At 62.3% G+C, this 25,346-nt stretch carries 29 protein-coding genes and 1 pseudogene; 14 read left to right on the forward strand and 16 right to left on the reverse strand.

Annotated features, from left to right (window positions below):
* Positions 1-83 precede the first annotated feature (83 nt).
* The 3 genes from NKI18_RS04510 to NKI18_RS04520 are packed head-to-tail and all read left to right on the forward strand — an operon-like array spanning position 84 to position 2,624.
* Positions 84-713 carry a DUF1285 domain-containing protein gene (locus NKI18_RS04510; protein ID WP_352615704.1) on the forward strand — a complete coding sequence of 210 codons (630 nt, stop codon included), beginning with the start codon at positions 84-86 and terminating at the stop codon, positions 711-713.
* A gap of 13 nt (positions 714-726) precedes the next feature.
* Positions 727-1,359, forward strand: a complete 633-nt coding sequence (locus NKI18_RS04515) for a CoA pyrophosphatase (RefSeq protein WP_352615522.1) — start codon at positions 727-729, stop codon at positions 1,357-1,359.
* Positions 1,356-2,624 (forward strand): CCA tRNA nucleotidyltransferase, encoded by a 1,269-nt coding sequence (locus NKI18_RS04520; protein ID WP_352615524.1) that lies wholly within the window; start codon positions 1,356-1,358, stop codon positions 2,622-2,624. The genes NKI18_RS04515 and NKI18_RS04520 overlap by 4 nt, the downstream gene beginning before the upstream one ends.
* Before the next feature lie 3 nt (positions 2,625-2,627).
* Here NKI18_RS04520 and NKI18_RS04525 read toward each other — a convergent pair whose 3' ends face one another.
* The 3 genes from NKI18_RS04525 to hemF all read right to left on the reverse strand — a co-directional run bounded on the left by NKI18_RS04525 (position 2,628) and on the right by hemF (position 4,526).
* Positions 2,628-2,813 (reverse strand): DUF1059 domain-containing protein, encoded by a 186-nt coding sequence (locus tag NKI18_RS04525; RefSeq protein ID WP_023679490.1) that lies wholly within the window; start codon positions 2,811-2,813, stop codon positions 2,628-2,630.
* Positions 2,814-3,093: 280 nt separating this feature from the next.
* Entirely contained in the window at positions 3,094-3,354 is a 261-nt protein-coding gene (locus tag NKI18_RS04530) for a DUF1344 domain-containing protein (RefSeq protein WP_023679489.1), read from the reverse strand.
* A gap of 257 nt (positions 3,355-3,611) precedes the next feature.
* A complete protein-coding gene (gene hemF, locus NKI18_RS04535) occupies positions 3,612-4,526 on the reverse strand; it encodes an oxygen-dependent coproporphyrinogen oxidase (protein ID WP_352615526.1) in 915 nt (304 codons plus the stop codon).
* A gap of 103 nt (positions 4,527-4,629) precedes the next feature.
* Between hemF and NKI18_RS04540 the strand changes: the two genes are divergently transcribed.
* On the forward strand, positions 4,630-4,887 hold the full coding sequence (locus NKI18_RS04540; RefSeq protein ID WP_352615528.1) for a hypothetical protein: 258 nt from the start codon (positions 4,630-4,632) through the stop codon (positions 4,885-4,887).
* Between the two features lie 36 nt (positions 4,888-4,923).
* On the opposite strand, the gene NKI18_RS04545 is transcribed toward NKI18_RS04540, so the two are convergent.
* The 3 genes from NKI18_RS04545 to NKI18_RS04555 form a co-directional block, all read right to left on the reverse strand.
* Complete coding sequence (locus NKI18_RS04545) at positions 4,924-5,274, reverse strand: hypothetical protein (protein WP_156937440.1); 351 nt, start codon at positions 5,272-5,274, stop codon at positions 4,924-4,926.
* A gap of 120 nt (positions 5,275-5,394) precedes the next feature.
* Positions 5,395-5,838 (reverse strand): redox-sensitive transcriptional activator SoxR, encoded by a 444-nt coding sequence (gene soxR / locus NKI18_RS04550; protein ID WP_023679485.1) that lies wholly within the window; start codon positions 5,836-5,838, stop codon positions 5,395-5,397.
* A gap of 170 nt (positions 5,839-6,008) precedes the next feature.
* Positions 6,009-6,467 carry a tRNA (cytidine(34)-2'-O)-methyltransferase gene (locus NKI18_RS04555; RefSeq protein WP_352615532.1) on the reverse strand — a complete coding sequence of 153 codons (459 nt, stop codon included), beginning with the start codon at positions 6,465-6,467 and terminating at the stop codon, positions 6,009-6,011.
* A 283-nt stretch (positions 6,468-6,750) separates the two neighbouring features.
* Between NKI18_RS04555 and NKI18_RS04560 the strand changes: the two genes are divergently transcribed.
* From NKI18_RS04560 to NKI18_RS04575, 4 genes are read left to right on the forward strand one after another with little or no spacing between them, the layout of a single operon-like run.
* On the forward strand, positions 6,751-7,293 hold the full coding sequence (locus NKI18_RS04560; protein ID WP_352615535.1) for a hypothetical protein: 543 nt from the start codon (positions 6,751-6,753) through the stop codon (positions 7,291-7,293).
* Positions 7,294-7,320: 27 nt separating this feature from the next.
* Complete coding sequence (locus NKI18_RS04565) at positions 7,321-9,210, forward strand: ABC transporter ATP-binding protein (RefSeq protein WP_352615537.1); 1,890 nt, start codon at positions 7,321-7,323, stop codon at positions 9,208-9,210.
* Positions 9,207-11,087 (forward strand): ABC transporter ATP-binding protein, encoded by a 1,881-nt coding sequence (locus NKI18_RS04570; protein ID WP_353018933.1) that lies wholly within the window; start codon positions 9,207-9,209, stop codon positions 11,085-11,087. The genes NKI18_RS04565 and NKI18_RS04570 overlap by 4 nt, the downstream gene beginning before the upstream one ends.
* A gap of 22 nt (positions 11,088-11,109) precedes the next feature.
* On the forward strand, positions 11,110-11,424 hold the full coding sequence (locus NKI18_RS04575) for a DUF6665 family protein (protein ID WP_352615542.1): 315 nt from the start codon (positions 11,110-11,112) through the stop codon (positions 11,422-11,424).
* Between the two features lie 27 nt (positions 11,425-11,451).
* Here NKI18_RS04575 and NKI18_RS04580 read toward each other — a convergent pair whose 3' ends face one another.
* On the reverse strand, positions 11,452-11,808 hold the full coding sequence (locus NKI18_RS04580; protein WP_352615544.1) for a cupin domain-containing protein: 357 nt from the start codon (positions 11,806-11,808) through the stop codon (positions 11,452-11,454).
* A 281-nt stretch (positions 11,809-12,089) separates the two neighbouring features.
* On the opposite strand from NKI18_RS04580, the gene petA reads away from it, so the two are divergent.
* The 4 genes from petA (at position 12,090) to NKI18_RS04600 (ending at position 15,690) form a co-directional block, all read left to right on the forward strand.
* A complete protein-coding gene (gene petA / locus NKI18_RS04585; protein ID WP_023719206.1) occupies positions 12,090-12,650 on the forward strand; it encodes a ubiquinol-cytochrome c reductase iron-sulfur subunit in 561 nt (186 codons plus the stop codon).
* Positions 12,651-12,667: 17 nt separating this feature from the next.
* Positions 12,668-13,969, forward strand: a complete 1,302-nt coding sequence (locus tag NKI18_RS04590) for a cytochrome b (protein ID WP_352450515.1) — start codon at positions 12,668-12,670, stop codon at positions 13,967-13,969.
* 88 nt (positions 13,970-14,057) lie between these two features.
* Positions 14,058-14,930, forward strand: a complete 873-nt coding sequence (locus NKI18_RS04595) for a cytochrome c1 (protein WP_023679477.1) — start codon at positions 14,058-14,060, stop codon at positions 14,928-14,930.
* Between the two features lie 214 nt (positions 14,931-15,144).
* Positions 15,145-15,690 (forward strand): adenine phosphoribosyltransferase, encoded by a 546-nt coding sequence (locus NKI18_RS04600; protein WP_023679476.1) that lies wholly within the window; start codon positions 15,145-15,147, stop codon positions 15,688-15,690.
* 43 nt (positions 15,691-15,733) lie between these two features.
* On the opposite strand, the gene NKI18_RS04605 is transcribed toward NKI18_RS04600, so the two are convergent.
* From NKI18_RS04605 to NKI18_RS04630, 6 genes are all read right to left on the reverse strand, one after another.
* The gene (locus NKI18_RS04605; RefSeq protein WP_352541010.1) at positions 15,734-16,204 is read right to left on the reverse strand and encodes a MaoC family dehydratase; all 471 of its coding nucleotides are present in this window, start codon (positions 16,202-16,204) and stop codon (positions 15,734-15,736) included.
* Positions 16,201-16,662, reverse strand: a complete 462-nt coding sequence (locus tag NKI18_RS04610) for a MaoC family dehydratase (protein ID WP_023678443.1) — start codon at positions 16,660-16,662, stop codon at positions 16,201-16,203. The genes NKI18_RS04605 and NKI18_RS04610 overlap by 4 nt, the downstream gene beginning before the upstream one ends.
* A 135-nt stretch (positions 16,663-16,797) precedes the next feature.
* Positions 16,798-17,772, reverse strand: coding sequence for a magnesium/cobalt transporter CorA (gene corA / locus NKI18_RS04615; RefSeq protein WP_352615549.1), 975 nt, complete (start codon positions 17,770-17,772; stop codon positions 16,798-16,800).
* A gap of 217 nt (positions 17,773-17,989) precedes the next feature.
* Positions 17,990-19,093, reverse strand: coding sequence for a redox-regulated ATPase YchF (gene ychF, locus NKI18_RS04620; protein ID WP_352615552.1), 1,104 nt, complete (start codon positions 19,091-19,093; stop codon positions 17,990-17,992).
* Between the two features lie 110 nt (positions 19,094-19,203).
* The gene (pth, locus tag NKI18_RS04625) at positions 19,204-19,929 is read right to left on the reverse strand and encodes an aminoacyl-tRNA hydrolase (RefSeq protein WP_352615554.1); all 726 of its coding nucleotides are present in this window, start codon (positions 19,927-19,929) and stop codon (positions 19,204-19,206) included.
* A gap of 23 nt (positions 19,930-19,952) precedes the next feature.
* Positions 19,953-20,597: a 50S ribosomal protein L25/general stress protein Ctc gene (locus tag NKI18_RS04630; protein WP_352469743.1), complete on the reverse strand. Its 645-nt coding sequence runs from the start codon at positions 20,595-20,597 to the stop codon at positions 19,953-19,955.
* A 224-nt stretch (positions 20,598-20,821) separates the two neighbouring features.
* Between NKI18_RS04630 and NKI18_RS04635 the strand changes: the two are divergent.
* Positions 20,822-20,917: pseudogene (locus tag NKI18_RS04635) on the forward strand (alpha/beta fold hydrolase); the annotation flags it as partial.
* 65 nt (positions 20,918-20,982) lie between these two features.
* On the opposite strand, the gene NKI18_RS04640 reads toward NKI18_RS04635, so the two are convergent.
* Positions 20,983-21,732: an SDR family oxidoreductase gene (locus tag NKI18_RS04640; RefSeq protein WP_352615557.1), complete on the reverse strand. Its 750-nt coding sequence runs from the start codon at positions 21,730-21,732 to the stop codon at positions 20,983-20,985.
* A 204-nt stretch (positions 21,733-21,936) separates the two neighbouring features.
* Positions 21,937-23,181: an MFS transporter gene (locus tag NKI18_RS04645; RefSeq protein ID WP_352615559.1), complete on the reverse strand. Its 1,245-nt coding sequence runs from the start codon at positions 23,179-23,181 to the stop codon at positions 21,937-21,939.
* 127 nt (positions 23,182-23,308) lie between these two features.
* Between NKI18_RS04645 and NKI18_RS04650 the strand changes: the two genes are divergently transcribed.
* Positions 23,309-24,190 (forward strand): AraC family transcriptional regulator, encoded by an 882-nt coding sequence (locus tag NKI18_RS04650; protein WP_023678428.1) that lies wholly within the window; start codon positions 23,309-23,311, stop codon positions 24,188-24,190.
* A 97-nt stretch (positions 24,191-24,287) separates the two neighbouring features.
* On the opposite strand, the gene NKI18_RS04655 is transcribed toward NKI18_RS04650, so the two are convergent.
* Positions 24,288-25,223, reverse strand: a complete 936-nt coding sequence (locus NKI18_RS04655; protein WP_023678427.1) for a ribose-phosphate pyrophosphokinase — start codon at positions 25,221-25,223, stop codon at positions 24,288-24,290.
* Positions 25,224-25,346 lie beyond the last annotated feature (123 nt).

Raw genomic sequence — 25,346 nt, forward strand, 5'->3', positions numbered from 1 at the left:
ATTCGGCCTCGCATGGCGCCTGCAATGAACTTAAATCACAGACTTAGGCTGACAAGCGGAACAACAGTGACTATTTCGTGACCATGACGGAAGCCGCCGACTATCGTGAAGAGAGGCTGACGGCCGCGACCGAGGCGCGCGGGCTGGAGGCGCTGGTCTCGCGCGCGACGCGCGCTGGCAAGGGGCCGGCGCCGGTGGAACGCTGGGATCCGGCATTTTGCGGCGATCTCGACATGGAAATCAAGCAGGACGGCACCTGGTTCTATCTGGGAACGCCGATCGGCCGGATGCCGCTGGTGCAGCTTTTTTCCTCAGTGCTGCGCAAGGACGCGGACGGTAGAACCTACCTGGTGACGCCGGTGGAAAAGGTCGGCATCCGCGTCGCCGACGCGCCCTTCATTGCCGTCGAGATGGACGTGTCAGGCGCCGGCGACGGACAAATCGTCACCTTTCGCACCAATGTCGGCGACGTGGTAGAGGCTGGGGCGGGACACCCGCTGCGCTTCGTCGATGAGGACGAGACAGGTGGCCTGAAGCCTTATGTGCTGGTGCGCGGGCGGCTGGAAGCGCTGGTGGCACGGCCGGTGATGTACGAGCTGGTCGAGCACGGCGAAGAGATCGACATCGGTGGCAAGACGATGTTTGCCGTCCGTTCCAAAGGCGAGGTCTATCCGATCATGCCGGCTGAGAAACTGAAACGGCTGAGCGTATGATGGACCGCCTATGATGGATCAGGTGATGCCGTTGCGGTTTTCCGCTGCCGGGTTTCGCCAGCGCGTCGCGGCGCAGCCGCTGGCGCATGCCGGCGACGATTTTGGCGACCACCGCTTCAATCCGGGCCATCCCAGGCTGAAGCTGGCCAAGGCGCTGCGCGATGCCGCCGTGCTGATCCCGGTGGTCGATCATGGCCATGAAGCCACGGTCCTTTTGAGCAGGCGGGCGGAAAAGCTGCGCAACCATTCGGGGCAGGTGGCTTTCCCCGGTGGTACCATCGATCCAACCGATGCGAGCCCGGAAGCGGCGGCGTTGCGCGAGACATCCGAGGAGATCGGTCTCGATAGTGATTACATCGAGATCATCGGCCGTCTGCCGGACTACGTTTCCGGTAGCGGCTATCGCATCGCCCCGGTGCTCGGGATTGTGCGGCCCGGTTTCAGCCTGACGCTGAATTCCGACGAAGTCGATGCCGTCTTCGAGGTGCCGCTGGGCTTTCTGATGGACCCCGCCAACCACACCAGAGACAGTCGCATGTGGAACGACCTCGAATGGTTCTATTACGAGATGCCCTATGGCGGCCAGCGCATCTGGGGCGTCACCGCGGGCATCATCCGTACGCTTTATGAAAGGCTCTATTCGTGAGCGATCCAGTGTCGATCGCGGGCAAGGCCGGGTGGCTCGGCGAACACCACCTGCAGCGCCTGCTCGCAGCTCTGACTGATGGCGGCGAGGAGGCGCGTATCGCCGGCGGTGCGGTGCGCAACGCGCTCATCGGCCAGCCGGTCGCCGACATCGACATCGCCACCACCACGGTGCCCGAGGAAACCATCCGGCGCGCCGAGGCGGCAGGCTTCAAGACGGTACCGACCGGCATCGAGCATGGCACAGTCACCGCGGTCGGCCACGGCAAGGCCTATGAGGTCACCACGCTCCGTGCCGATATCGAAACCGACGGCCGGCGCGCCAAAGTGTCGTTCGGCCGCGACTGGAAAGCCGACGCTGAGCGGCGTGATTTCACCATCAATGCACTCTATGCCGAGGCCGATGGAACGGTCGTCGATCTGGTCGGCGGTATCGCCGATATCGAAGCGCGGAGGCTGCGATTCATCGGCGATCCGGAAGCGCGTATCCGCGAGGATTATCTGCGCATCCTGCGTTTCTTCCGTTTCTTCGCATGGTATGGCGACGGCAGGCCGGATGCCGAAGGGTTGAAGGCTTGTGCCCGGCTGAAGCAGGGGCTCGACCAGCTTTCGGTCGAGCGCGTCTGGTGGGAATTGAAGAAATTGCTGTCGGCGCCGGATCCGTCGCGGGCGCTGCTGTGGATGCGCCAGGCCGGCGTTCTGACCGCCGTTTTGCCGGAAAGCGAGAAATGGGGCATCGATGCCATCCACGGGCTGACCAAGACCGAGAAGGACCTGGCCTGGGCGCCGGACCCGCTGCTCAGGCTGGAAGCCATCGTGCCGCCGGATGCCGCGCGCATGAAAACGCTTGCCGAGAGATTGAGGCTTTCCGTGAGCGAAGCAAGCCGGCTGCGGAATTGGGCGATCACGGCTGCCGTCGATCCGAAAACGACCGAAGGAGAGTTGGCGAAAAGGCTTTATTTTGGCGACCGCCAAGGCTTTGTCGATCGGTTGCGGCTGTTGCTCGCTTCCGCTCGAGCCCGCGCGGTCGAAGACAATGACGCACTGCTCGAAGCCGGCGGCTTCTCGCGCCTGCTTGCCTTCGCTGCAAAATGGCAAAACCCTGTTTTTCCGGTCAAGGGCGCCGATCTGACGACGCTTGGCGCATCACCGGGGCCGAAGCTTGGTGCAACGTTGAAGAATCTCGAAAAGGAATGGGTCGAGTCCGGTTTTGCGCTTGATCGCGGCGCGCTGCTCAAGCGCGCCGCGGAGGCACTCGAATCCTGACCGTCACGCTGCGTCGCGGACCTTTTCGATGCGCGAGCGGATCGCCTCGATCATCGTCTCGCGGATCACCGTCTCGCCGTGCGTCTCGCGCAGATGCTCGACGGCACGGCGCATGACCTCAGCCTCCTCCTCGGCGCGTGTGTGCCACTCGCAGCCGGGTACGAGCGACCCGCAATGGAATTCCTTCATCGGCTTCTCCTCATCTCCTCCTTGGAGCGCCGCACAGCGCACTGACACGGAAGCTCCAGACCTTTGATTGCGCGATCCGGAAACCGCGTACGGTATCCGGGCTACACGCTGGCCAGCTAAGCATAACACGATCGAACGGTTTTGGTTGCCTTAGAGTGCCGTGCGTCCAAGCCGACACGCGACCCTCTAGTGATCGGGTTGCGAAAAGGCGGAGCATCGCTGCTCCGCCCTCTTACGCTACCCAGGAGTAAGACCTCGTCTTGCTCCAGCGGGCAGGACATCACTTCACGATCTTGACTGCCTCGGCAATTTTATCCTTGCCGCTCATATCCCACGTGACGCGGACCTTTTCGCCGACCTTCAGGCCAGGATCCTTGAAGGTCTGGGGCAACGTAAAGGTGGCTCCGTTATCCAGAACTAGGCTCATCGCCGTTCCATCAAAGCTTTTGATCGTGCCGGTGGTGTGCTTGACCGCAGCGAATGCGGCAGTACCAGAGGCGAGAACGGCAGCGGCGGCTGCGGTCATAATAAGCTTGCGCATGGCATGCTCTCCTGGAAAATGCGGGCACCGCTTGGGAAAGGTGCCCCATTCAATCATGGGCCGTCCGGTCACGTCGGGTCGCGGTTCTCGGGAGTAAAGAACCGCCGGCGTTTCCCGGCCCGACGCGACAAATAGCCCAATCTTTACAATGGCATATTAGACGAAAAAGATATTTTCTGGCGCGCCTTGCGCCACATTCGCCGTCAAATTCTGGGGATTTGGACCCGATTGCGGCTCACGTCGTGCTCACCGAGATTTTACGGCCATTTCGCTTCTGGCGGCAGGCTGGACAGGATCGAGGCGACATTGCCGCCGGTCTTCAGCCCGAAGATGGTGCCGCGATCGTGAAGCAAGTTGAATTCGACATAACGGCCGCGGCGGATGAGCTGCTCGTCACGGTCGCCATCGGTCCAGTTGTCATTGAAGTTGGCGCGCACCAGATGTCCGTAGACGACGAGAAAAGATCGCCCGACGTCCTGGACGAAGTTGAAATCGGCGTCCCAGCCGCCTTTGTCCTCATCCGAATGCAGCCAGTCGAAGAAGATACCGCCGGTACCGCGTGGCTCGTCGCGGTGCGGCAGGTAGAAGTACTCGTTGCACCAGGCTTTGAATTTCACGTAATCGGCGATCGCCGCGTTCTTCTCGCAGGCAAATTGCATCGCTCTGTGGAAGGCGATCGTGTCGGGGTCGTCCTGGCTACGGCGGCGGTCGAGCACCGGTGTCAGGTCGGCGCCGCCGCCGAACCACTGGCGCGAGGTGACGACCATGCGCGTGTTCATATGCACGGCCGGCACGTTGGGGTTCCACGGATGGGCGATCAGCGAAATGCCGCTTGCCCAGAAGGAGGGGTCCTCTTCGGCGCCCGGCATCTGCTTCCTGAATTCGGGCGAGAACTCGCCGTGGACGGTCGAGGTGTGGACGCCGACCTTCTCGAAGACGCGGCCGTGCATCATCGACATGATACCGCCGCCGCCCTTGCCGGCATCGCGTTGCCACGGCGTCTTTTCGAAGCGGCCGGGCGACCAGCTAGCCTGCGGCCCCTGCAGGTCCTGCTCGATCTGCTCGAAGCTGGCACAGATGCGCTCGCGCAACGTCTCGAACCACAGCCGTGCCTTCGTCTTCTTCTGTTCGATGTCGGCTGGCAGCCCCGCCGGTATCTCGGGTCGTTGCAAATCCTGTCTCCGGTTGCGGGCGCGCCCGACAAATGACTCGTCTTTTCCGGCCGCGATCCCTAATCTCTTGGGTGCAAGGGTCAAGTGTGAATGTAGTTCTTTCGTGCGCACCCCGGCAAGACCGCCGCTGGATGGCCTGAAGAAGAGGCTCGACCGTTCGCGCGCCGAGAACGCGCGCATGCCGCGCGACGGCTTCCTGCGCGAGACCTTCGTGCTGCCGCGCGCCGATGCTCGTCTCAAGGCGAAGGAATGGTTCGAGCGCTTTCCTAAGCAGGCCTATTGGACCGAGATCGAAAGCTGGTTCGAGCGGCCGGGCGACGTCATCGAATTCACCATCAGGCGGCTGCCGGCGGCGGATTAACGCTCCGGTCTCGAGGCTGAACGTATCAGGGCTAGTTCATCTGCCCTGAACGATCTTGATAAACACGCTTCTGTCGCCCGTTCCAAGATGCGCTCTTTTCATCTCGGCATACGTCAGGCGCCCATTCGCGAAGGCCCGCACGGTTCTTCCGCACCAGACACGTGGCGCCGCGGCTGCGCTGACATTCATGATCTTGCCAGCTTCCTGCTTCGAACTGAGAGGCGATTGCTCCGAATGCCTGATGCATTCCGTAAGCACTTTCTTATACATGGCAGGACTGCCCTGAACCAAAGTCCTTGCCGTATTCCATTCACCTTCGCTCGGCATGCATCCAGCCAACACAATGGCGCCAAGCAACGCGGCGTAAGTCTTGTATGCAAATTTCAATTCTGCCCCCCAAGGTTAGTTGCAGGGGCGTATCAAGCACGGGCACATGAACTTCACAAGACTGTATAGTGACTAACGGACAGGATAAGTTCGCTGAACCCGTCCAGACCCGTCATGGCTTCAACGCACGACCAGCCTGCGGGCGCCCGCGCCGTCCCTTGCCAGCCTGTCGTTCTTATTCCGCAGCGGACATTTGTCGATCGACATGCAGCCGCAGCCGATGCAGTCGCTCAGCCCGTCGCGCAGCTTCTTGAGCTGACTAATTTTCTGGTCGAGGTCGTCGCGCCAAGCAGTCGAAAGCAGGTTCCAATCCTCGCGCGTCGGCGTCCGGCCTTCAGGCAATGATCGAAGGGCTGTGCCGATCTCGGCCAGCGAAATGCCGACCTCCTGCGCTACCTTGATGATCGCCACCCGTCGCAGCACGTCGCGGCCGTAACGCCGCTGGTTGCCTGATGTGCGGTGGCTGCGGATCAGCCCGCGTGCTTCGTAGAAATGTAGCGCCGACACCGCCACGCCGCTGCGCATCGCCACCTGGCCGACTGTTAATTCCGTTGCCGCAGCCATCTCCGATTTTCCGCTTGACCTCAAGTTAAGTTGAGCTTGTAGCGAAGAAGCCTCGAAGATGCAAACGGCAGGAGAAGGCGATGGGCGTCTGGATGAGAATGACCGGAGAGGACGCAGTGTTGCGTGAGGACGACGCCTTGGTCGCTGCGGCCGGCGATCGCGTACACATCCTAGCGGAGCTGCCGGATCGCCTCGGCCGCCACCATCGCAACGGAAAGCGCGACGTTGATGCTGCGCGCGCCGGGCTGCATCGGGATGATCAGTCGCGCATCCGCCGCCTCGTGGACGGCGTCCGGCACGCCTGCGGATTCACGGCCGAACAAGAGAATGTCGTCGCCGGCAAAGGCGAAATCCGTGTAGGCGGTCGTGGCTTTGGTCGAAAGCAGCACCAGCCGTCGGTTGCCGAGTCTGCGCCAGTCCTCAAAGGCGTGCCAGTCGACATGGCGGGTCAGCGCCGCCATTTCGAGGTAGTCCATGCCGGCCCGTTTCAGCGTACGGTCGGAGAGCGGGAAGCCCGTCGGTTCGATGATGTCGACGCCGAGACCGAGGCAAGCGGCGAAGCGCAGGATTGTCCCGGTGTTGCCGGCGATATCAGGCTGGTAGAGCGCGATGCGGAGACGGTCGTTCATTTCCGCGTCTTTCTAATAAGTGGCAGATCAGCCACAGAGCTCTCGCGGTTTTGGAAATTCCTGGACTGGCGGGTGGTCATTTTCTGCGAAGTCGGTTATACGGCCAGCATTGTCAACCCGAACCGATGGAGGGGTAATTCATGATGGCCATGCACATCCACCACCCCTCTCGTGGGCTTAGCAGCCCGACGGCGGTTTCGGTACGACGATTCTCCTGACCTTCTAGACTTCAATCGCACCGATTCCCGCCGAAACCTTTTTCGGCCTTTGAAGGAATCCTGCGATGTTTTTCAAGCTGTGGAAGGGGCTGAACGCCCCACCTGAACACGCTTCGACCGATGCCACCTTTGCCGCGCCGCGCGTGCCCGCGGCCTGGGTTGGTTCACCCTTCTACCTGCATCTTCAACTGGAGGACGGACCGATGTTCGATCCCTGTAGAATACCCGGCTCAAGAAGCCTGCACGAGCGCAAGACTGCGACCTGGGCGCTTTTGATCGGCGAGACCTACTCGTCGGCGGTTCACGCCGAGGCCCGCCGGCGTCCGCATCGCGGCATGCTGCCGGACGTCGATTTCTCACGCGCCGTTCCGGACTATAGCCGGCCGTCGCTGGTGCGCCGGATCATCAGGCTGATCCGGCCTGGTGCAAAAACCGGCGCGAAAATCCGGATCGTCAAAACGTCGTCAGCATCGTCAAACGAGACTGTCGGCGAAAGGCCCGCGACAACCTATATAGCGCGAAGCAGGACCGGCGAGGCGGACGATTCCGTATCGCCGGTCCTTGACGCCATGCGGTCTGGGCACTTCGACCGTTCGCGTGCCGCGTGAGCGGAAACAGGTATTGTGAGCATCTCTATGTTTAGCTGGTTTGAAAAAAGGCTCGATCCGTTCCCTGCCAAGGAGCCGGTCGAGCCGCCGCGGACACTGATCGCCTTCTGCGTGCATTATACGCGCGGCGCATGGCCCTACATCGCTCTCGATGCGGTACTGGTGACGGCCATCGCCCTTGCCGAGGTGTGGATGTTCGGCTTCATGGGCCGGATCGTCGACTGGCTGTCCGGACAGAATCGCGAGACGTTCCTGCAGACCGAAGGCTTGAAGCTGGTCGGCATGGCCTTCATCGTGGTTTTCGCGCTGCCGGCGACGGTCTGGTTCCATTCGCTGCTCAACCAGCAGACGCTGATGGGTAATTATCCGATGCGTATCCGCTGGCAGGTGCATCGTTACCTGCTCAAGCAGTCGATGAGCTTCTATCAGGACGAGTTTGCCGGGCGCATCGCGACCAAGCTGATGCAGACCGCGCTCGCGGTGCGCGAGTGCGTCATCAAGCTCATCGATGTGCTCAACTATATCGTCGTCTATTTTCTTGGCATGCTGTTCATCGTCGGCTCGGCAGACTGGCGGCTGGCTGCGCCGCTTGCCGTCTGGCTTGCCGGATATGTCCTGCTGTTGCGCTATTTCATCCCGCGGCTGGGCAAGGTCGGCGAGGAGCAGGCCAATGCGCGCTCAACCATGACCGGCCGTGTCGTCGACAGCTACTCCAACATCCAGACGGTCAAGCTGTTCTCGCATGCGCGGCGCGAGGCATCCTTCGCCAAGGACGGTATGGCCGGCTTTCTCGATACAGTCTACCGGTCGATGCGGCTGGTGACACAGCTCTACGGCCTGCTCTACGTCCTGAATTCGCTGCTGTTGTTTTCGGTCACCGCAATCTCGCTATGGCTGTGGCTCGGCCAAGCCGTGACGATCGGCGCCGTCGCCCTGGTCATCGGCCTCGTGCTTCGGCTCTGGGGCATGTCGCAATGGATCATGTGGGAGATGTCCACGCTGTTCGAGAATATCGGCACGGTGCAGGACGGCATCGCCTCGATCTCGCTGCCGCGCCTAGTCGAAGACCGGCCTGGCGCCAAGGATATTGCCGTGACCAAGGGCGAGATCCGTTTTGAGGACATCCGCTTCCATTATGGCAAGCAGAAGGGCGTGATCGAAAGCCTGTCGCTGACGGTGAAGCCGGGCGAGAAGGTCGGCATCGTTGGCCGTTCGGGTGCCGGCAAGTCGACGCTGGTCAATCTTCTGTTGCGCTTCTATGACCTCGAAAGCGGCAAGGTCCTGATCGACGGCCAGGACATTGCGGCGGTGACGCAGGACTCGCTGCGCGCGCAGATCGGCATGGTCACGCAGGACACCTCGCTGCTGCATCGCTCGGTGCGCGAGAATATCCTCTATGGCCGGCCGGACGCCAGTGACCAGATGCTGATCGAGGCGGCGCGGCGCGCCGAGGCGCTGGATTTCATCGCCGGATTGTCGGATTCTAACGGTCGAAAGGGTTTCGACGCGCATGTCGGTGATCGCGGCGTCAAATTGTCCGGCGGCCAGCGGCAACGCATCGCCATAGCCCGTGTTATGCTGAAGGACGCACCAATCCTTATCCTCGACGAAGCGACCTCCGCCCTCGATTCCGAGGCCGAGGCGGCCATCCAGGAGAACCTCTACAGACTGATGCAAGGCAAGACCGTCATCGCCATTGCGCACCGGCTGTCGACGATCGCGGCCATGGACCGGCTCGTCGTCATGGACAAGGGCCGGGTCATCGAGGAAGGTTCGCATGAGGAACTGGTTGCCAGCGGCGGGCTCTACGCCCAGCTCTGGCAGCGCCAGTCGGGCGGCTTCCTGCTCGACGACGGCCCCTCTGTCAACGATGCAGCCGCCAACGATGCACTCGTCAAGGGTGAAGCCGCCGAATGACTGCCATCTACCGCTGGTTCGAGAACTGGGTCTATCCATTCCGGGAGCCTGCGGACCTTCGGCCACCTGCCGGCGTCAGGGGTTTTCTCTGGCATTATGTCGGGCAGGCGAAGATCGCCTTCTTCGCCATGCTGCTGATCGGCGGCATCGCGCCGTTAGTCGAAGCCGGACTGTTCTATTTCGTCGGGCGGCTGGTCGACATCCTCGATCAGCTTCCCGGCGAACGCAGCTGGCACGCCCTGTGGACTGCCGCCGGCCCGGAACTTGTCTTCATGATCGCGGTGGTGCTGGTCATCCGCACCATCGTCGTCGGCCTGTCGGCGCTGGTCGACGAGCAGACGATCACGCCGGGTTTCTATAATCTGGTGCGCTGGCAGGCGCATCGCCATGTCTCGCGCCAATCCTACGCCTTCTTCCAGAACGACTTTGCCGGACGTATCGCGACCAAGGTCTGGCAGGCGGGACAGGCGACCGGCGATCTGATGGAAAGCTTCATCGAGGTCGTCTGGTTCATGGTCGTCTATACGGTAACGACGCTGGCGCTGGTCGCCGGGCTCGATCTCCGGCTGGCGGTGCTGGTGGTGATCTGGATTACCGCCTTCGGCTTGCTGGCCAGGCGCTATTTGCCGGCGATCCGCAAGCATGCCGAAGCCACCGCCGAAGCCGGCTCGATGATCACCGGCCGCCTTGTCGATTCCTATTCGAACGTCCAGACGCTGAAACTGTTCTCGGCCGATGGCGACGACCGCTACATCAGGAACGGCTTCGACATCTATCTCGACGCGCTGCGCCCGTTCACCCGCAGGCTGACCGGCGTGCGCATGGCACTGACGATGCTGTCGGGCATTATGATCACGGCGATCGCCTGCTTTGCCGTTTATCTCTGGGTCGAGGGTTCGATCACAGTCGGCGCCGTGGCTTTCACGCTGTCTTTGGTGCTGCGGCTGAACATGCTGCTCGGCCGGCTGATGATGCAGCTCAACGGCATCTTGCGGAACCTCGGCGTGCTGGAGAATTCCAAGGCGCTGATCTCACAGCCGCTCGGCCTGACCGATGCGCCGGACGCGAAAGAGCTTGTCGTCGGCGGCGGGCGCATCAACGTCAGCAATGTCGAGTTCCACTACGGCAAGGGGTCCGGCGTGCTCAACGGCATCGACCTCGTCGTGCGGCCGGGCGAAAAGGTCGGCCTGGTCGGCCCGTCCGGCGCCGGCAAGACGACCTTGGTCAATCTGATCCTGCGCCTCTACGACCTCGAGAGCGGCAAGATCACCATTGACGGGCAGGACGTCTCCAGGGTCACGCAGAATTCGCTGCGCGCCAATATCGGCGTCGTCAGCCAGGATACGGCACTTTTCCACCGCTCGCTGCGCGACAACATCAAGCTCGGCATGCCGGAAGCGACCGACGCCGAGGTGGTCGCGGCAGCGAAGAAGGCCGAGGCGCACGAGTTCATCCTCGGTCTGCGCGACAATCGCGATCGTATCGGCTACGAGGCCTATGTCGGCGAGCGCGGCGTCAAGCTCTCCGGCGGCCAGCGCCAGCGCGTGGCGATCGCCCGCGTCTTCCTCAAGGATGCACCGATCCTGGTGCTCGATGAGGCGACCTCGGCGCTCGATTCCGACATCGAGGCGGCGATCCAGGAAAATCTGGCAAGGCTGATGGAAGGCAAGACGGTCATCGCCATCGCGCATCGGCTGTCGACCATTGCGGCACTCGACCGGCTGGTGGTGCTCGACGAGGGCCGCATCATCGAGCAAGGCACGCATGACGAGCTGGTCGGGCTCGACGGGCTTTATGCCAGGCTGTGGAAGCGGCAGTCCGGCGGTTTCCTGTTCAACGAGGAGAGCGCGCTGGCCGAGACCCGGCCGGCGGAGTAGTTTCTAAAGACCGGAGTAGACCATGGCGGTGAGAATGCCATCGAATTTCGGACGGTCCGGCGCGCAGGAGAGCGCGTTGGACCTGCTTGGCCATGAAATCCTCGGCGAGAAGGCGGCCGCGCTCGGCCGCGCCGGCCGGCGCGTCGAGGAAACATTGACGAGGCTGCGCGAGAATTGCGACAGTGTCGACCGTGCCCGGCTGCTCAGGGATGCAGCCGAAGCGGTGCACGGGTATTTCATCCAGCGCGAACTCTGCGGCCTGCGCAAGCACGACGCGGTGATCCGGGAATACAGCATTCCCAAGGCCGTGCTGGCCAGGCTCGGCGCCAGCGTATGATCCGAACCGAAATCGGTTTGGGAGGCGCTATTCCAGCCACTCGGTGATGAAGCTGCCGTTCTCGTGTATGTCGGTGGTTTCCAGCGGGCCTGGCCCGAGATTGGTGAATTTGTGCGGCGTGTCCGGCGGTACGATCAGGATCTGGCCGGCTGTGGCCTCGATCTGCCGGTCGCCGACGGTGAACAGGCCGGTCCCGGTCCGGACGATAAAAATCTCGCAATAGGGGTGGCTGTGCAGCCTGGGGCCGCCGCCGATCTCAGGCAGGTAGTTGAAGATCAGGCAGATGCTGGAGCCGTAGGCGCCGCATTGCAGCTCGCCCTGCCAGTGGTCGGGCCAGTGGTCGGGCGCTTCGGCCCACTTGTCGCGGTCTATGACATGCGCCATAGGCCGAGGATAAACCGGGCCAGCGCCCGCTGTCGAGGCGAACGCAGCCGATTGGTTTTCCTGCGATTTTCCAATCATTCCATCGGGCAAATGACGTCCCCGCGACAATCTGCCCTTGTGCCTTCACCCGTCTGGACAAAAACAGGCTTCACGCATAAACCCAAGTCCCAAATGCCGGAGGAATTCGCTAGCCTGTTCGCCATGCGCAGTCGGGCCGGCGCGATTGAGCGGGGAACAAGGCTCGGCCGCCGGCACGGAAGAGGCGAAAGGATCAGGCACCCGTGAGCGCAACCGACACCCAGGATCCCAACCGTCGTGATTTTCTCTACGTCGCCACTGGCATGGCGGCGGTGGTCGGCGCGGGCGCTGTTGCCTGGCCGTTCATCGATCAGATGCGTCCGGATGCCTCGACGCTGGCCCTTGCCTCGGTTGAGGTCGACGTATCTTCGCTGACGCCAGGAATGTCGCTCGTTGTGAAGTGGCGGGGCAAGCCGGTGGTCGTTCGCAACCGCACCGAGCAAGAGATGAAGGACGGCGAGGCGGTCAATCTCGCCGAGCTCAAGGATCCAATCGCCCGCAACGCCAATTTGCCGGCCGACGCCCCGGCAACCGACGCCAACCGCACCACGCCGGGCAAGGAAGCCTGGATGGTGATGGTCCAGGTCTGCACCCATCTCGGCTGCATCCCGCTCGGCCAGGAAGGCGATTTCGGCGGCTGGTTCTGCCCGTGCCACGGTTCCGTATACGATACCGCCGGCCGCATCCGGAAGGGGCCGGCGCCCGAGAACATGGCGGTGCCGGTGTTCCAGTTCATTTCCGACACCAAGATCCGTATCGGCTGAGGCAAGGGATATTTTCCATGAGCGAGGGACACTCGACCTATACGCCCAAGACCGGCATCGGACGCTGGTTCGATTCGCGCATGCCGCTGCCGCGGCTGGTCTATGACAGCTTCATCGCCTATCCGGTGCCGCGCAATTTGAATTACGCCTGGACCTTCGGCGGCATCCTCGCGCTCATGCTGGCGGCGCAGATCCTGACCGGCATCGTGCTGGCGATGCACTACGCGGCCGACAGCACTCTCGCCTTCGATTCGGTCGAGAAGATCATGCGCGACGTCAATTCCGGCTGGCTGCTGCGCTACCTGCATTCGAACGGCGCGTCGTTCTTCTTCATCGCCGTCTACATCCATATCTTCCGCGGGCTCTACTACGGCTCCTACAAGGCGCCGCGTGAACTGCTGTGGATCCTCGGCTGCATCATCTACCTCTTGATGATGGCGACCGGGTTCATGGGCTATGTGCTGCCCTGGGGCCAGATGAGCTTCTGGGGCGCCACCGTCATCACCGGCTTCTTCACCGCCATCCCGCTGGTCGGCGACTGGATCCAGCAGCTTTTGCTCGGCGGCTTCGCGGTCGACAATCCGACGCTGAACCGTTTCTTTGCGCTGCATTACCTATTACCGTTCATGATCGCCGGCGTCGTCGTGCTGCACATCTGGGCGCTTCACGTCGTCGGCCAGAACAATCCGACCGGCATCGAGGTCAAATCGAAGACCGACACGCTCGCCTTCACGCCTTACGCGACCATCAAGGATGGGTTCGGCATGATCGTGTTCCTGTTCGTCTTCGCCTATTTCGTTTTTTATCTGCCGAACTATCTCGGCCATCCGGACAATTACACCGTTGCCAACCCCCTGAAGACGCCGGCCCACATTGTGCCGGAATGGTACTTCCTGCCGTTCTACGCGATCCTGCGCGCGATCACCTTCAATATCGGGCCCATCAACTCCAAGCTCGGCGGCGTGCTCTGCATGTTCGGCGCGATTGTTATGCTGTTCCTGGTGCCGTGGCTCGACACCTCGAAGGTGCGCTCGGCAGTCTACCGGCCTTGGTACAAGCTGTTCTTCTGGCTGTTCGTGGCCGACGCCATCCTGCTCGGCTGGCTGGGCTCGCAGCCGGCCGAGGGCAGCTATGTGTTCATGGCGCAGATGGCGACGCTGTTCTACTTCGCCTTCTTCCTGGTAGCGCTGCCGGTACTTGGGCTGATCGAGACGCCGCGGCGGCTGCCGAATTCGATCACCGAGGCGGTGCTCGGGAAGAACAAGGGTGGCGGTGGACATCCCGCCGGCGCCACGGCCGCGCCGGAAACCAAAGGCTGAGCATGATCCCGAAAAGTGGAAACCGGTTTTCGGACAAGATCATGCTCGAGACGATGACAGCGCGTCAGAGAATCTCAAGGGGATTTGCATGAAGAAGATTCTCACCTCGCTGGCGCTGCTTGGCCTTGTGGCCGCGGGCATTGGGGCCACAGGCACTGGAGCGCGCGCCCAGGAAGAGGCGCACAACGAGGCGGCGCCGACGCATTTCCCGATACACGAACCAAAGGAAATGGACTGGAGCTTCGCCGGGCCGTTCGGCACCTACGACAAGGCCCAGCTGCAGCGCGGGCTGAAGGTCTACAAGGAAGTCTGCTCAGCCTGTCATTCGATGAATTTGGTGGCGTTCCGCACGCTGGAAGGCCTTGGCTATTCGGATGCGCAGATCAAGACGCTGGCGGCCGAATACACGATCCACGACGGCCCGAACGATGCCGGCGACATGTTCGATCGCCCCGGCAAGCCGTCCGACCATTTCCCGGCGCCGTTCCCCAATGCGGAAGCGGCGGCGGCGGCCAATGGCGGCGCAGCACCGCCCGACATGTCGCTGCTGGCCAAGGCGCGCGGCGTTGAACGCGGCTTCCCGCGCTTCGTCTTCGACATCTTCACGCAATATGCCCAGGGCGGTCCCGACTACATCCACTCGCTGCTGACCGGCTACGACCAGCAGCCGCCGGCGGGCATGGTCATACCGGAAGGCACGCACTACAATCCGTACTTCCTGTCCGGCGTGTCGCTGAAGATGCCGAAGCCGCTCTCCGACGGCCAGGTTACCTATGATGACGGCGCGCCGCAGACGGTCGACCAGTATTCGCGCGACGTGTCGGCCTTCCTGATGTGGGCGGCCGAGCCGCACCTCGAGGACCGCAAGAAGACCGGCTTTCGCGTGCTGGTCTTTCTGCTGCTGTTCGGTGCGCTGGTCTACCTGACAAAACGCAAGGTGTGGGCCGGCGTGGCGCACTGAGCCCTGCGATATACGAGAATGCGAGGGCGTCGAAAGGCGCCCTTTTCATTGCAGGCATGTCGATTCATCGCAGCCGACGCTGAGCAGGCCCCATTGCCGGACAATTTTCCGTCAGGCGCCACATGGCGGTAGCCGGACTTGGCGGCACCGGGTTACGATTGGCCCATTCCTTTCACGTCTTCAGCCGAATCTGAATAGCCCGGAGAGCCGCTTGATGAAATCCTCGCTCGAAGAGACGCTGCTTGCCGCGATCCGCACCATTCCGGATTATCCCAAGCCGGGGGTCCTGTTTCGCGACATCACCACGCTGCTCGGCAATGCGCGGGCCTTCCGCCGCGCCATCGACGAACTGGTGCATCCCTATGCCGGCCTGAAGATCGACAAGATCGCCGGCATCGAGGCGCGCGGCTTCATCCTCGGCGGCGCCATCGCCCACCAGCTCTCGGCCGGCTTCGTGCCGATCCGCAAGAAGGGCAAGTTGCCTTACGAGACGGTGCGCGTCGCCTACAGCCTGGAATACGGGCTGGACGAGATGGAGATGCACAAGGATGGTGTTTCTCCAGGCGAGAAGGTAATCCTCGTCGACGATTTGATCGCCACCGGCGGCACGGCCGAGGCGGCCGTCAAGCTATTGCGGCAGATCGGCGCCGATATCCTCGCCGCCTGCTTCGTCATCGACCTGCCGGACCTTGGCGGCCGAGAGAGGTTAGAGGCGCTCGGCGTACCGGTGAGGACGCTGATCGGGTTTGAGGGGCATTGAGCGTTTCTTCCTTCTCCCCTGTGGGAGAGGGAAAGAACTCCGCTCATTCCACCTTCACCAGCACGGCACTTTCGAATTCGATGACCTTGTCGCCGGTCGAATCGAAGGCCTCCGAGCGGAGCGTCAGCAGCCGCCAGCCCGGTCGCGAGGCAATGGGGCGATGGGCCAGCGCGGTGCGGGTGAAAGTCACGGTTTCCCCGGCATAGACAGGTTTGGGCCATTTGAGGTTCTTGAAGCCGGGCGAGGGACCGAATTCCGGCACCGGCCCGGGACCGGGCCAGCGGGCGACCTCTGCCTCTATGCCAGCCTGGAGGTTCAATTTCATCCAGGTGGCGGCGGTGTGCCAGCCCGAGGCGCAGAGCCCGCCGAATATGCTGTTCCTCGCCGCCTCTTCGTCGATATGGAATATCTGCGGGTCGTATTTGCGGGCGAACGCCTTGATCGCCTCCGGTTCGAATCGATGTGAACCGAGCGTGACGGTGATACCGATGCAGAAGAATTCGTCGAGGCTCACGCACGGCCCTCGCGGGTGAGGAACATGACGGTGTTTTCGAGCTCGAAAACACCTTCGCCGCGCTGGTTGAACAACTCGCTGCGCATGGTCACCAGGCCAAGCCGGGGCTTCGATCTGGACAGTCGCTTGGCAAGGACGGTGGTGCTGCCGGTCAACAGGTCGCCGGCCAGGACTGGCCGTTTCCATTTGACCTGGTCGACGCCCGGCGCGCCCTGGGAGGTCGAGTCGAGCAGGAAGGCATCGCACAGCATGCGCATGAACATGGCGCAGGTGTGCCAGCCCGAGGCCGCCAGCCCGCCGAGAATGCTGGCTTGGCCCGCGGCCTCGTCGAGATGCATCGGCTGGGCATCGAATTCACCGGCGAATTCTATGATTTCGGCGGCACTTACCAGCTTGGTGCCGAGGTCGAGCGAAGCGCCCTCGACAAAATCCTCATAAGCCCAGGTCTTTGCGGTCATGGTCTGGAAATCCTGTTCAGGATTGTACGATCGCTACGAATCCCGGTCCCGGTTGCAGGCAGCGTGGCATTTGGTCAAGCAATTTCTAGTGCGCCAGCCGGCTGCGCCCAAGCCGCAGCGGAGGTATTGATGACGCTACAGCCAGCCGCGCCGGCGGAAATACCAGAAGGGCAGGATTGCCGAAAGCACCATCATGCCGATGGCGAAGGGATAGCCAAAGTGCCATTTGAGCTCAGGGATGATGTCGAAATTCATGCCGTAGATCGAAGCGACAAGCGTCGGCGGCAGGAAGATGACAGCGGCGACGGAGAAGATCTTGATGATGGCGTTCTGCTCGATCGAGATCATGCCGAGCGTCGCGTCGAGCAGGAAGCTGATCTTCTGCGACAGGAACGTGGCGTGGTCGGCGAGCGACAGCACATCGCGCGACAAGGTCTTGATGCGAGCGCGGGTGTCCTTGTTCATCCTGCTTTGAGTGGAGGCATGGGCGAGAAAGCCGGCAAGGCGCTGCAGCGAGATCAGGCTGTCGCGGATCGAGGAGGCGAGGTCCTCCTTGCGGCCAATGCCTTTCAACAGCTCCTGGAAGTCGCGGTTGCGCTTGGAAACCTTGGTCGAGCGTGCCTCGAAGATGTCGCGCGAGATCGCCTCGACGTCGCGGCCGGCGCGCTCCAGAATGTCGGCGAGGCGGTCGACGATCGCCTCCAGCAGGCCAATCAGGATGGTGTCACCGCTGGTGCAACCGGTCGCCACCTTTTCGGCGCGCAGCGGAAAGGTCTTGAACGCCTTCGGTTCGTGGTACCGCACGGTGATCAGCCTGCTGCCGGCGAGCACGAAGGTAACCGGCGACATCAACGGATCGTTCACCTCGGTCTGCGCAGGCAGAATGGCGGTCATGAAGTAGGCGCCGTCCTCGACGTAGAGACGGCTCGAGATCTCGATCTCTTCCATCTCTTCGCGGGTCGGAACGGCGATGCCGAGCCAGGTCTCGATTGTCGTCTCTTCTTCCTTTGTCGGGTTGAAGAGGTCGACCCAGACGACAGTGTCGCTGTTTTGCAGGAGATCGTCGACGAGGCGCAGGCGATCATTGTCGACGACGAAGGCCTTGATCATCGCCGGGTCTCCCTTGCTGTTGCCAAAGAGCGTTCGTTTGGAGGGGGCGCGTCAGTCACATCGCACGGACGCGGGCAGGCGAAGCGCGAGGCCGGTGCAGAGGCCCCTTAGACCCCGCACGATGGCCCGTCAAGCAGCGCAAGAGGCACTGCGACACCCTGCTTTGAAGTTTGTCATCGAGCGACGGCAATGGTGACCATTGGGCTCCCTCGCCGGATCAGGTGTTGAACTTGAACAGCATGATGTCGCCGTCCTGGACGATATACTCCTTGCCTTCGTCGCGCGCCTTGCCGGCCTCCTTGGCCGCCACTTCGCCGCCCAGCCTGACGAAGTCGTCATAGGCGATGGTCTGGGCGCGGATGAAGCCGCGCTCGAAATCGGTGTGGATGACGCCTGCCGCCTGCGGCGCCTTGGCGCCCTTGTGCACGGTCCAGGCGCGTGTCTCCTTGGGGCCAACGGTAAAGTAGGTGATGAGCTGGAGCAGCTCATAGCCGGCGCGGATGACCTTGTTCAGGCCGGGTTCGTCCAGCCCGAGCGTTGCGAGGAATTCCATTTCCTCTTCGTCCGAGAGCTGGGCGACCTCGGCCTCGATCGCCGCGGAAATCACAACGGTGCGGGCACCTTGCGCGGCGGCCATCTTCTCGACCGCCCTGGTATGCGCGTTGCCGGTGGCGGCATCGGCTTCCGCGACGTTGCAGACGTAAAGCACCGGGTGTGAGGTCAAGAGATTCAGCCCCTGCAGGATGCGCAGATCCTCAGCCGAGATGCCGTTGAGCAGGATGCGGGCGGGCTTGCCGGCCTGCAGCAGTTCAAGCGCCGCTTCCATCATCGGAAGTACGGTCGCTGCTTCCTTGTCCTTGCCGGCGGCACGCTTGCGGATCTGCACGATGCGGCGCTCAAGGCTGTCGAGGTCGGCAAGCATCAATTCGGTCTCGACGGTCTCGGCATCAGCGACAGGATCGATGCGGCCCTCGACATGGGTGACGTCGTCATCCTCGAAGCAGCGCAGCACATGGACGATGGCGTCGACCTCACGGATGTTGGCGAGGAATTGGTTGCCAAGCCCTTCGCCTTTGGAGGCGCCACGCACCAGGCCGGCAATGTCGACGAACGAGATGCGGGTCGGGATGATCTCCTTCGACTTGCCGATCGCGGCGATCTTCTGCAGGCGCGGGTCGGGCACCGCCACCTCGCCGGTGTTCGGTTCGATGGTGCAGAACGGATAATTGGCGGCCTGTGCCGCCGCCGTTCTGGTCAACGCATTGAAGAGCGTCGACTTGCCGACGTTGGGCAAGCCAACGATGCCGCATTTGAAACCCATTTTTGTCTGGCCCTATCGGGAAATCGAAATTTGATCAGGGCTATGGGCGAAAGCGTCGATGATCGTCAAGCCCTGAGCACTCTTGCCCGCGGCGCTGACGGCGCCATGGCTCAGTCCTTGCCGCCAAAAAGCTTCTTCAGCATAGCCGCCATCGGGCCGGTTTCGGGCAGCTTGGCCGCCGGCTGCTGCGGCCGCGCCTGGCGGACGTGGCTTTGCGCCTTTGGCGCCTTGGGCGGCGGGCGATCATCGTCGCCCGTCGGCGTGAGCTTGTCGCGCAGCGCCAGCGTCACGCGGTTCATGAACGAATTGTCGTCGCCCTTGGCAAGCAATCCGGCACCTTCGGCGATTGCGTCGAGCAGCACGTCCAGCCATTCGCGATCGGCCTTGGCGAAATCGCCAAGCACATGGCCGTGCACCATTTCCTTGACGCCGGGATGGCCGACGCCGATGCGCACACGGCGAAAATCCTTGCCGACGTGCTGGTCGAGCGAGCGGATGCCGTTGTGGCCGCCGGAACCGCCACCGACCTTGACCCGCACCTTGCCGGCGGCAAGGTCGATCTCGTCATAAAAGGCAGTCAGCGCCGAAGGGCCGAGCTTGTAGAAGCGCAGGGCTTCGCCGACCGACTGGCCGGACAGGTTCATGAAGGTCTGCGGCTTGATCAGGATCACCTTTTCGCCGGCAAGCGTGCCTTCGGCGATCAGACCCTGGAATTTCTTCGACCAGGGCGAAAAGGAATGGCGGCGGGCGATCGCGTCCGCCGCCATGAAGCCGACATTGTGCCGGTTGTTGGCGTATTTCGCGCCCGGATTGCCGAGGCCTGCAAAGACAAGCATCGTCGCCTCCGGGCGGGAAGGGGTTACTTCTCTTCGGCGGCAGGAGCCGCTTCGGGCGCAGCCGCTTCAGTCGTCTCTTCCGCGGCCTCCGGCTTCATCGCCGAGGAGCCGGCAATGGTCGCGATGGTGAAGTCGCGGTCGGAGATCACCGGCTTGACGCCGGCCGGCAAGGTGACGGCCGAAATGTGGATCGAATCGCCGATATCGGTACCGGTGAGATCGACGGTGATGAAATCCGGGATCGCATTGGCCGGGCAGTGGAACTCGACCTCGTGGCGCACGATGTTGAGCACGCCGCCGCGTTTGATGCCGGGCGACTTGTCTTCATTGATGAAGTGCACGGGCACATCGACGTTGACTTCGGTATCCTTGCCGATGCGCAGGAAATCGACATGGACAGGGAAATCCTTGACCGGGTCGAGCTGAAAATCCTTGGGCAGAACCTGGATCTTGTTGCCGTCGACATCGATCGTGGCGACCGTGGTCAGAAACCCGCCGCCATGGATCTTGTAGTAGATGTCCTTGTAGGTCAGCGCAATCGCCAGGGGAGGCTGCTTGTCGCCGTAAATCACTGCAGGCACTTTACCGTTGCGGCGAACTGCACGGGCGGACCCCTTACCGACCTGTTCGCGCGCTTCGGCCTTGAGCTCGTAAGTATCGTGGCTCATGGCATTTCCTTTCGCGTTGTTCTGGAGCGCTCACGGCCGGCAACGTGCCGGGGCCGTAAACGTCGAAAGCCGCCGGGCCTGCATATCCGAAAGCCGGCAGCCGCATAAGCAAGCGGACCTTTGTTCGGGATCACAAGGGAAGGCAGCCTTCCGCCGCGTTGCCTCCAAGGGTGTCTACGCGGGTGGCGGCTCTATAGCCGAAGGCGGGAAAGGGTGCAAGTCATGGCAGGCGACAGGTCTACAAGGGTTTCCCCCATAGCATGGCGACCACCCATGCCGATGTTATAAACACCGACATGCTGGCCTTCTTCAGGGCGTAAGGCCTTTCAGAACGTAACAAAAAACCCGCCATCTGCGGGTGATCTCGTGTCAGGTCGTGCCGATGTCAGGCGATGCTCAAGCCGCCATCGATCAGCATTTCCGCACCGACCATGAACGGGCATTCGTCCGAAGCAAGAAAAACCACCGCGTTGGCAATTTCCTCGGCGGTTCCGAAACGACGGGCAGGCACCAGGCCGACCACAGCTTTCGCACGCGCCTTCGCCGCTTCGGGGTCCAGCCCAAGTTTGTCGTTGAGCGGAGTGTCGATCGGACCCGGGCTGATCACGTTGGCGCGAATACCGCGTTCTATCAGTTCGCCCGAGAGCGTCCGGGCGAGCGAAATTATGGCGGCCTTGGCCAGCGCATAGACATGCGTTCCAGCCATTCCCATATGCGCGTTGACCGAGCCGCTGAGGATGATCGACGACGGGTTCGAAAACAGCGGAACGAGCGCCTTGACCAGGAAATACGGCCCCTTGAGGTCGACGTCGATGCTCCTGTCAAACGCGGCCTCGGTCCAGTCGCCAAGCGGGCGCAGGTCGGCGATACCGGCATTGAGGAAGAGAGCGTCGAGCTTGCCGAAGGTTTCCTCGATCCGCCGCGCTATGTCGTTCTGGGCAGCAGCATCTCCGGCGTCGGCGGCAATGACAAGCACATCACTGCCGAGGATGGTGCGCGCCTCCTCGAGACGGCTCGCATTTGTTCCGGTGATAGCGACGCGCGCACCTTCCTCGATGAAACGTCGCGCCGTCGCCAGGCCGATGCCGCTGGTGCCGCCGGTAATCAATGCGGCCTTGCCTTTTAGTCTGGACATAAGCGAATTGCCTTTCCTGGCGCGAAGCGCTGCGCAGCATCAGGGCTGAGCCCGGTATGTTCAACTTGAAGGCATTGCTGACCAAAATTTTGCCTTCAGGGGTGACCCTCTCTAACAGGCTTTTCACCCGGCGTATGGTGAAAGAATCATCGAGGGCGCGGCAACTGTCGCGCCCTCGTATCAATTCCGAAGATGAACTGATTTTTAGCTGGCCGCAGCCTCCACCTTCCTCGCTTCCTTCATGTTAGGCAGGAGGACCGTCAGCAGCCCGAGCAGCGGCAAATACGAGCAGACCTGGAAGACGAAATCGATGCCTTTCATGTCGGCGACGACGCCAAGCACGGCGGCCGCGATGCCACCCATGCCGAAGGCGAAGCCGAAAAAGATGCCGGCGATCATGCCGACGCGGCCGGGCACCAGTTCCTGGGCGAAGACGACGATGTTCGAGAAAGCCGAGGACAGGATCAGGCCGATCAGCACGGTGAGAACCATCGTCCACTCGAAATTGGCGTAGGGCAAGGCCAGGGTGAACGGCAGCACGCCGACGATCGAGAACCAGATCATCGCCTTCTGCCCGTAGCGGTCGCCGAACGGGCCGCCGAGCAGGATGCCAAGGGCCGAGGCGCCGAGGAACAGAAACAGCATGACTTGCGACATCTGGACTGAAACGCCGAATTTATGGATGGAATAGAAGGTGTAATAGCTGGCAAGGCTGGAAATATAGGCGTTCTTGGTCAACACCAGCAAGGTCAGCAACGCCAGCGCGCCCAGGACCTTGCGGCGCGGGAAAGGCGAAACGAAGCCTGCCGCCTGGCGGGTGCCCTGTGCGGCGCGCAGGCGGCTGTACCAGCCGCCAACCTGCCACAGCACGATGATGCCGATCAGCGAGCCGCCGGCAAACCAGGCGATGCTGGTCTGGCCGAAGGGCACGACGATGAATGCTGCCAGCAGCGGCCCCATCGCCTGGCCGAAATTGCCGCCGACCTGGAACAGCGACTGCGCAAGACCGAACCGGCCACCGGAGGCGAAGCGGGCGATGCGCGAGGATTCCGGGTGGAAGATCGCCGAGCCGATGCCGATCAGCGAGGCGCCGATGAGGAGCAGCGAGTAATGTCCGGCATAGGCCAGCACGACCAGCCCGATCAGCGAAGAAGCCATGCCGTAGGGCAGCGAATAAGGCATCGGCCGCTTGTCGGTAATCATGCCGATCACCGGCTGCAGCAAGGATGCCGTCACCTGGAAGGTGAAAGTCAAAAGGCCGATCTGCCAGAAATCGAGACCGTAATTGTCCTTCAGCAGCGGATAGATCGCCGACAGCAGCGACTGCATGATGTCGTTGATGCAATGGCAGAAGCTCACCGCCAGGATGACGGTGAAGGCCGTCGCCTGAGCTGAAATGTGGCTGGCCGCTGCCGGCTTGGCGTCGGCGGTTGCTGTGGTATCGGTCAAGGCAGGCTCCGTGGTCTTTTTGGCGGGCGCTCCGCAGGCGGTCTTATAGGCCGCAGCCTTATACGTTGCTTGTCACGCGACTTCTTTCGTGGTTTGGTCCAATAGTTTCGCAAGTGGGCCATAGCTGATGCCGCATGGCAGGGAAATGTTCAGAGCGGGCGACACCGATCTCGGGCTGTTGCATGAGCGTCGCTGGCAATGGCTGGAGCAGGCCGTAGGGCCGGCAGTGGCGCTGCCGACCGAATATCCGGACGGCTACCATGTGCCACGGCACCATCATAGCCGCAGCCAGTTGCTGCACGCGCTGGTCGGTGTCGTGCTGGTGACGACGCGGCATGGGCGCTGGATGGTGCCTCCGGACCACGCGATGTGGATCCCCGCCGGCACCGAACATTCCGTCGAGATGCTGGGCGACGTCAGCATGCGGTCCGTCTATGTGATGCCGGAGGCCATTCCCGGCCTGCCGGACGGGTTGCGTGTCGTCGGCATCACCGACCTGATGCACAGCCTGATCGTGGAATCGGAAAAGCTGCCGCAAGGCGCCGAGCTGGAGGGGCGGGGCGGACTGATCATGAAGCTCCTGCTGCACGAAATCCCGAACCTGCCGGAACGGCCGCTCGGCCTTCCGTTCCCGTCCGATGCAAGGCTGGCGACGCTGTGCCGGCGCTTCGTCTCGGCACCGTCACCGCATGCGACGATCGACGAGTGGGCCGCTATCGTCGGCATGAGCCGCCGCTCTTTCACCCGCGCGTTCCACCGCCAGACCGGATTGTCGCTGTCGACCTGGCGTCAGCAGGCCTGTCTGTTCGCGGCGCTGCCACGGCTGGCCGACGGCGAGCCGATCACGAGGGTGGCGCTCGATCTCGGCTATGACAGCGTGCCGGCGTTCATCACCATGTTCAAGCGCATGCTGGGAGCATCGCCACGCGGTTACATGCGGGGCGCCCGTGACGCTGGCGAAGGTGTGCGACGAATAAGCGGTCCGGCTCGGCCTGAGTCGCAGCCCTGAAGGGCGTCGCGTTCGACCGGCCTCATGCGACGCGCTTTGGGTTCTTGCTTTTATGCATGTCGTTATCGCAAAACCGCTGCACTTTGCGCGACACGCATTAATCGAACAGGCTCGACACCGATTCCTCGGTCGCCGTGCGCGAGATCGCCTCGCCCATCAATTCGGCGATGGAGATGACGCGGATATTGGCGGCGTCCAGCACTGCCTGGGTCGGCTGGATGGAATCGGTGATGACCAGTTCCTGCAGTTTCGAGGCGCCGATGCGGGCGATGGCGCCGCCGGACAAAACGCCATGGGTAGTATAGGCGGTGACACTGGTGGCGCCATCGGCAAGCAGCGCATCGGCCGCATTGCACAGCGTGCCGCCCGAATCGATGATGTCGTCGATCAACAGGCAATCCTTGCCGCGCACGTCACCGATGACGTTCATGACTTCCGATTCGCCGGGGCGCTCGCGGCGCTTGTCGACGATGGCAAGCTGGGCGTCGATGCGCTTGGCGAGCGCGCGGGCGCGGACCACGCCGCCGACATCCGGCGACACCACCATGACATTGGCAAGCTGCTTGTATTTCGCCTTTACGTCGCGGGCCATGACCGGCACGGAAAACAGATTGTCGGTCGGGATGTCGAAGAAGCCTTGAATCTGGCCGGCATGGAGATCCAGGGTCAGCACCCGGTTGACGCCCGCCCTCGTGATCATGTTGGCGACCAGCTTGGCCGAGATGGGTGTGCGGCCCGAGGCGCGGCGATCCTGCCTGGCATAGCCGAAATAAGGAATAACTGCAGTGATGCGCTTGGCCGAGGAGCGCATGAAGGCGTCGATCATGATGAGCAGTTCCATCAAATGATCGTTAGTCGGGAACGAAGTGGACTGCAGGATGAAGACGTCCTCGCCGCGCACGTTCTCCTGGATCTCGACGAAGATTTCCTGGTCGGCGAAGCGCCTGACGCTGGCCTTGCCCAGCGGAATGTTGAGGTAGCGGGCGACTGATTCGGCCAGCACCCTGTTGGAATTGCCCGCGAAGAGCTTCATGCACCGTTCCTGGCGAAGGATTGAGAGACTCCGATAGCACTCCAGCCTCTTAGTCGGGCTTTTAGCGGCCCGCGCCGGTATTGCAAGCGTCGTGAATGGGAATCCGCCGGCTAATCTCAATAA

The organism is Mesorhizobium sp. M0800, from assembly GCF_040320095.1.
Taxonomy (GTDB): domain Bacteria; phylum Pseudomonadota; class Alphaproteobacteria; order Rhizobiales; family Rhizobiaceae; genus Mesorhizobium.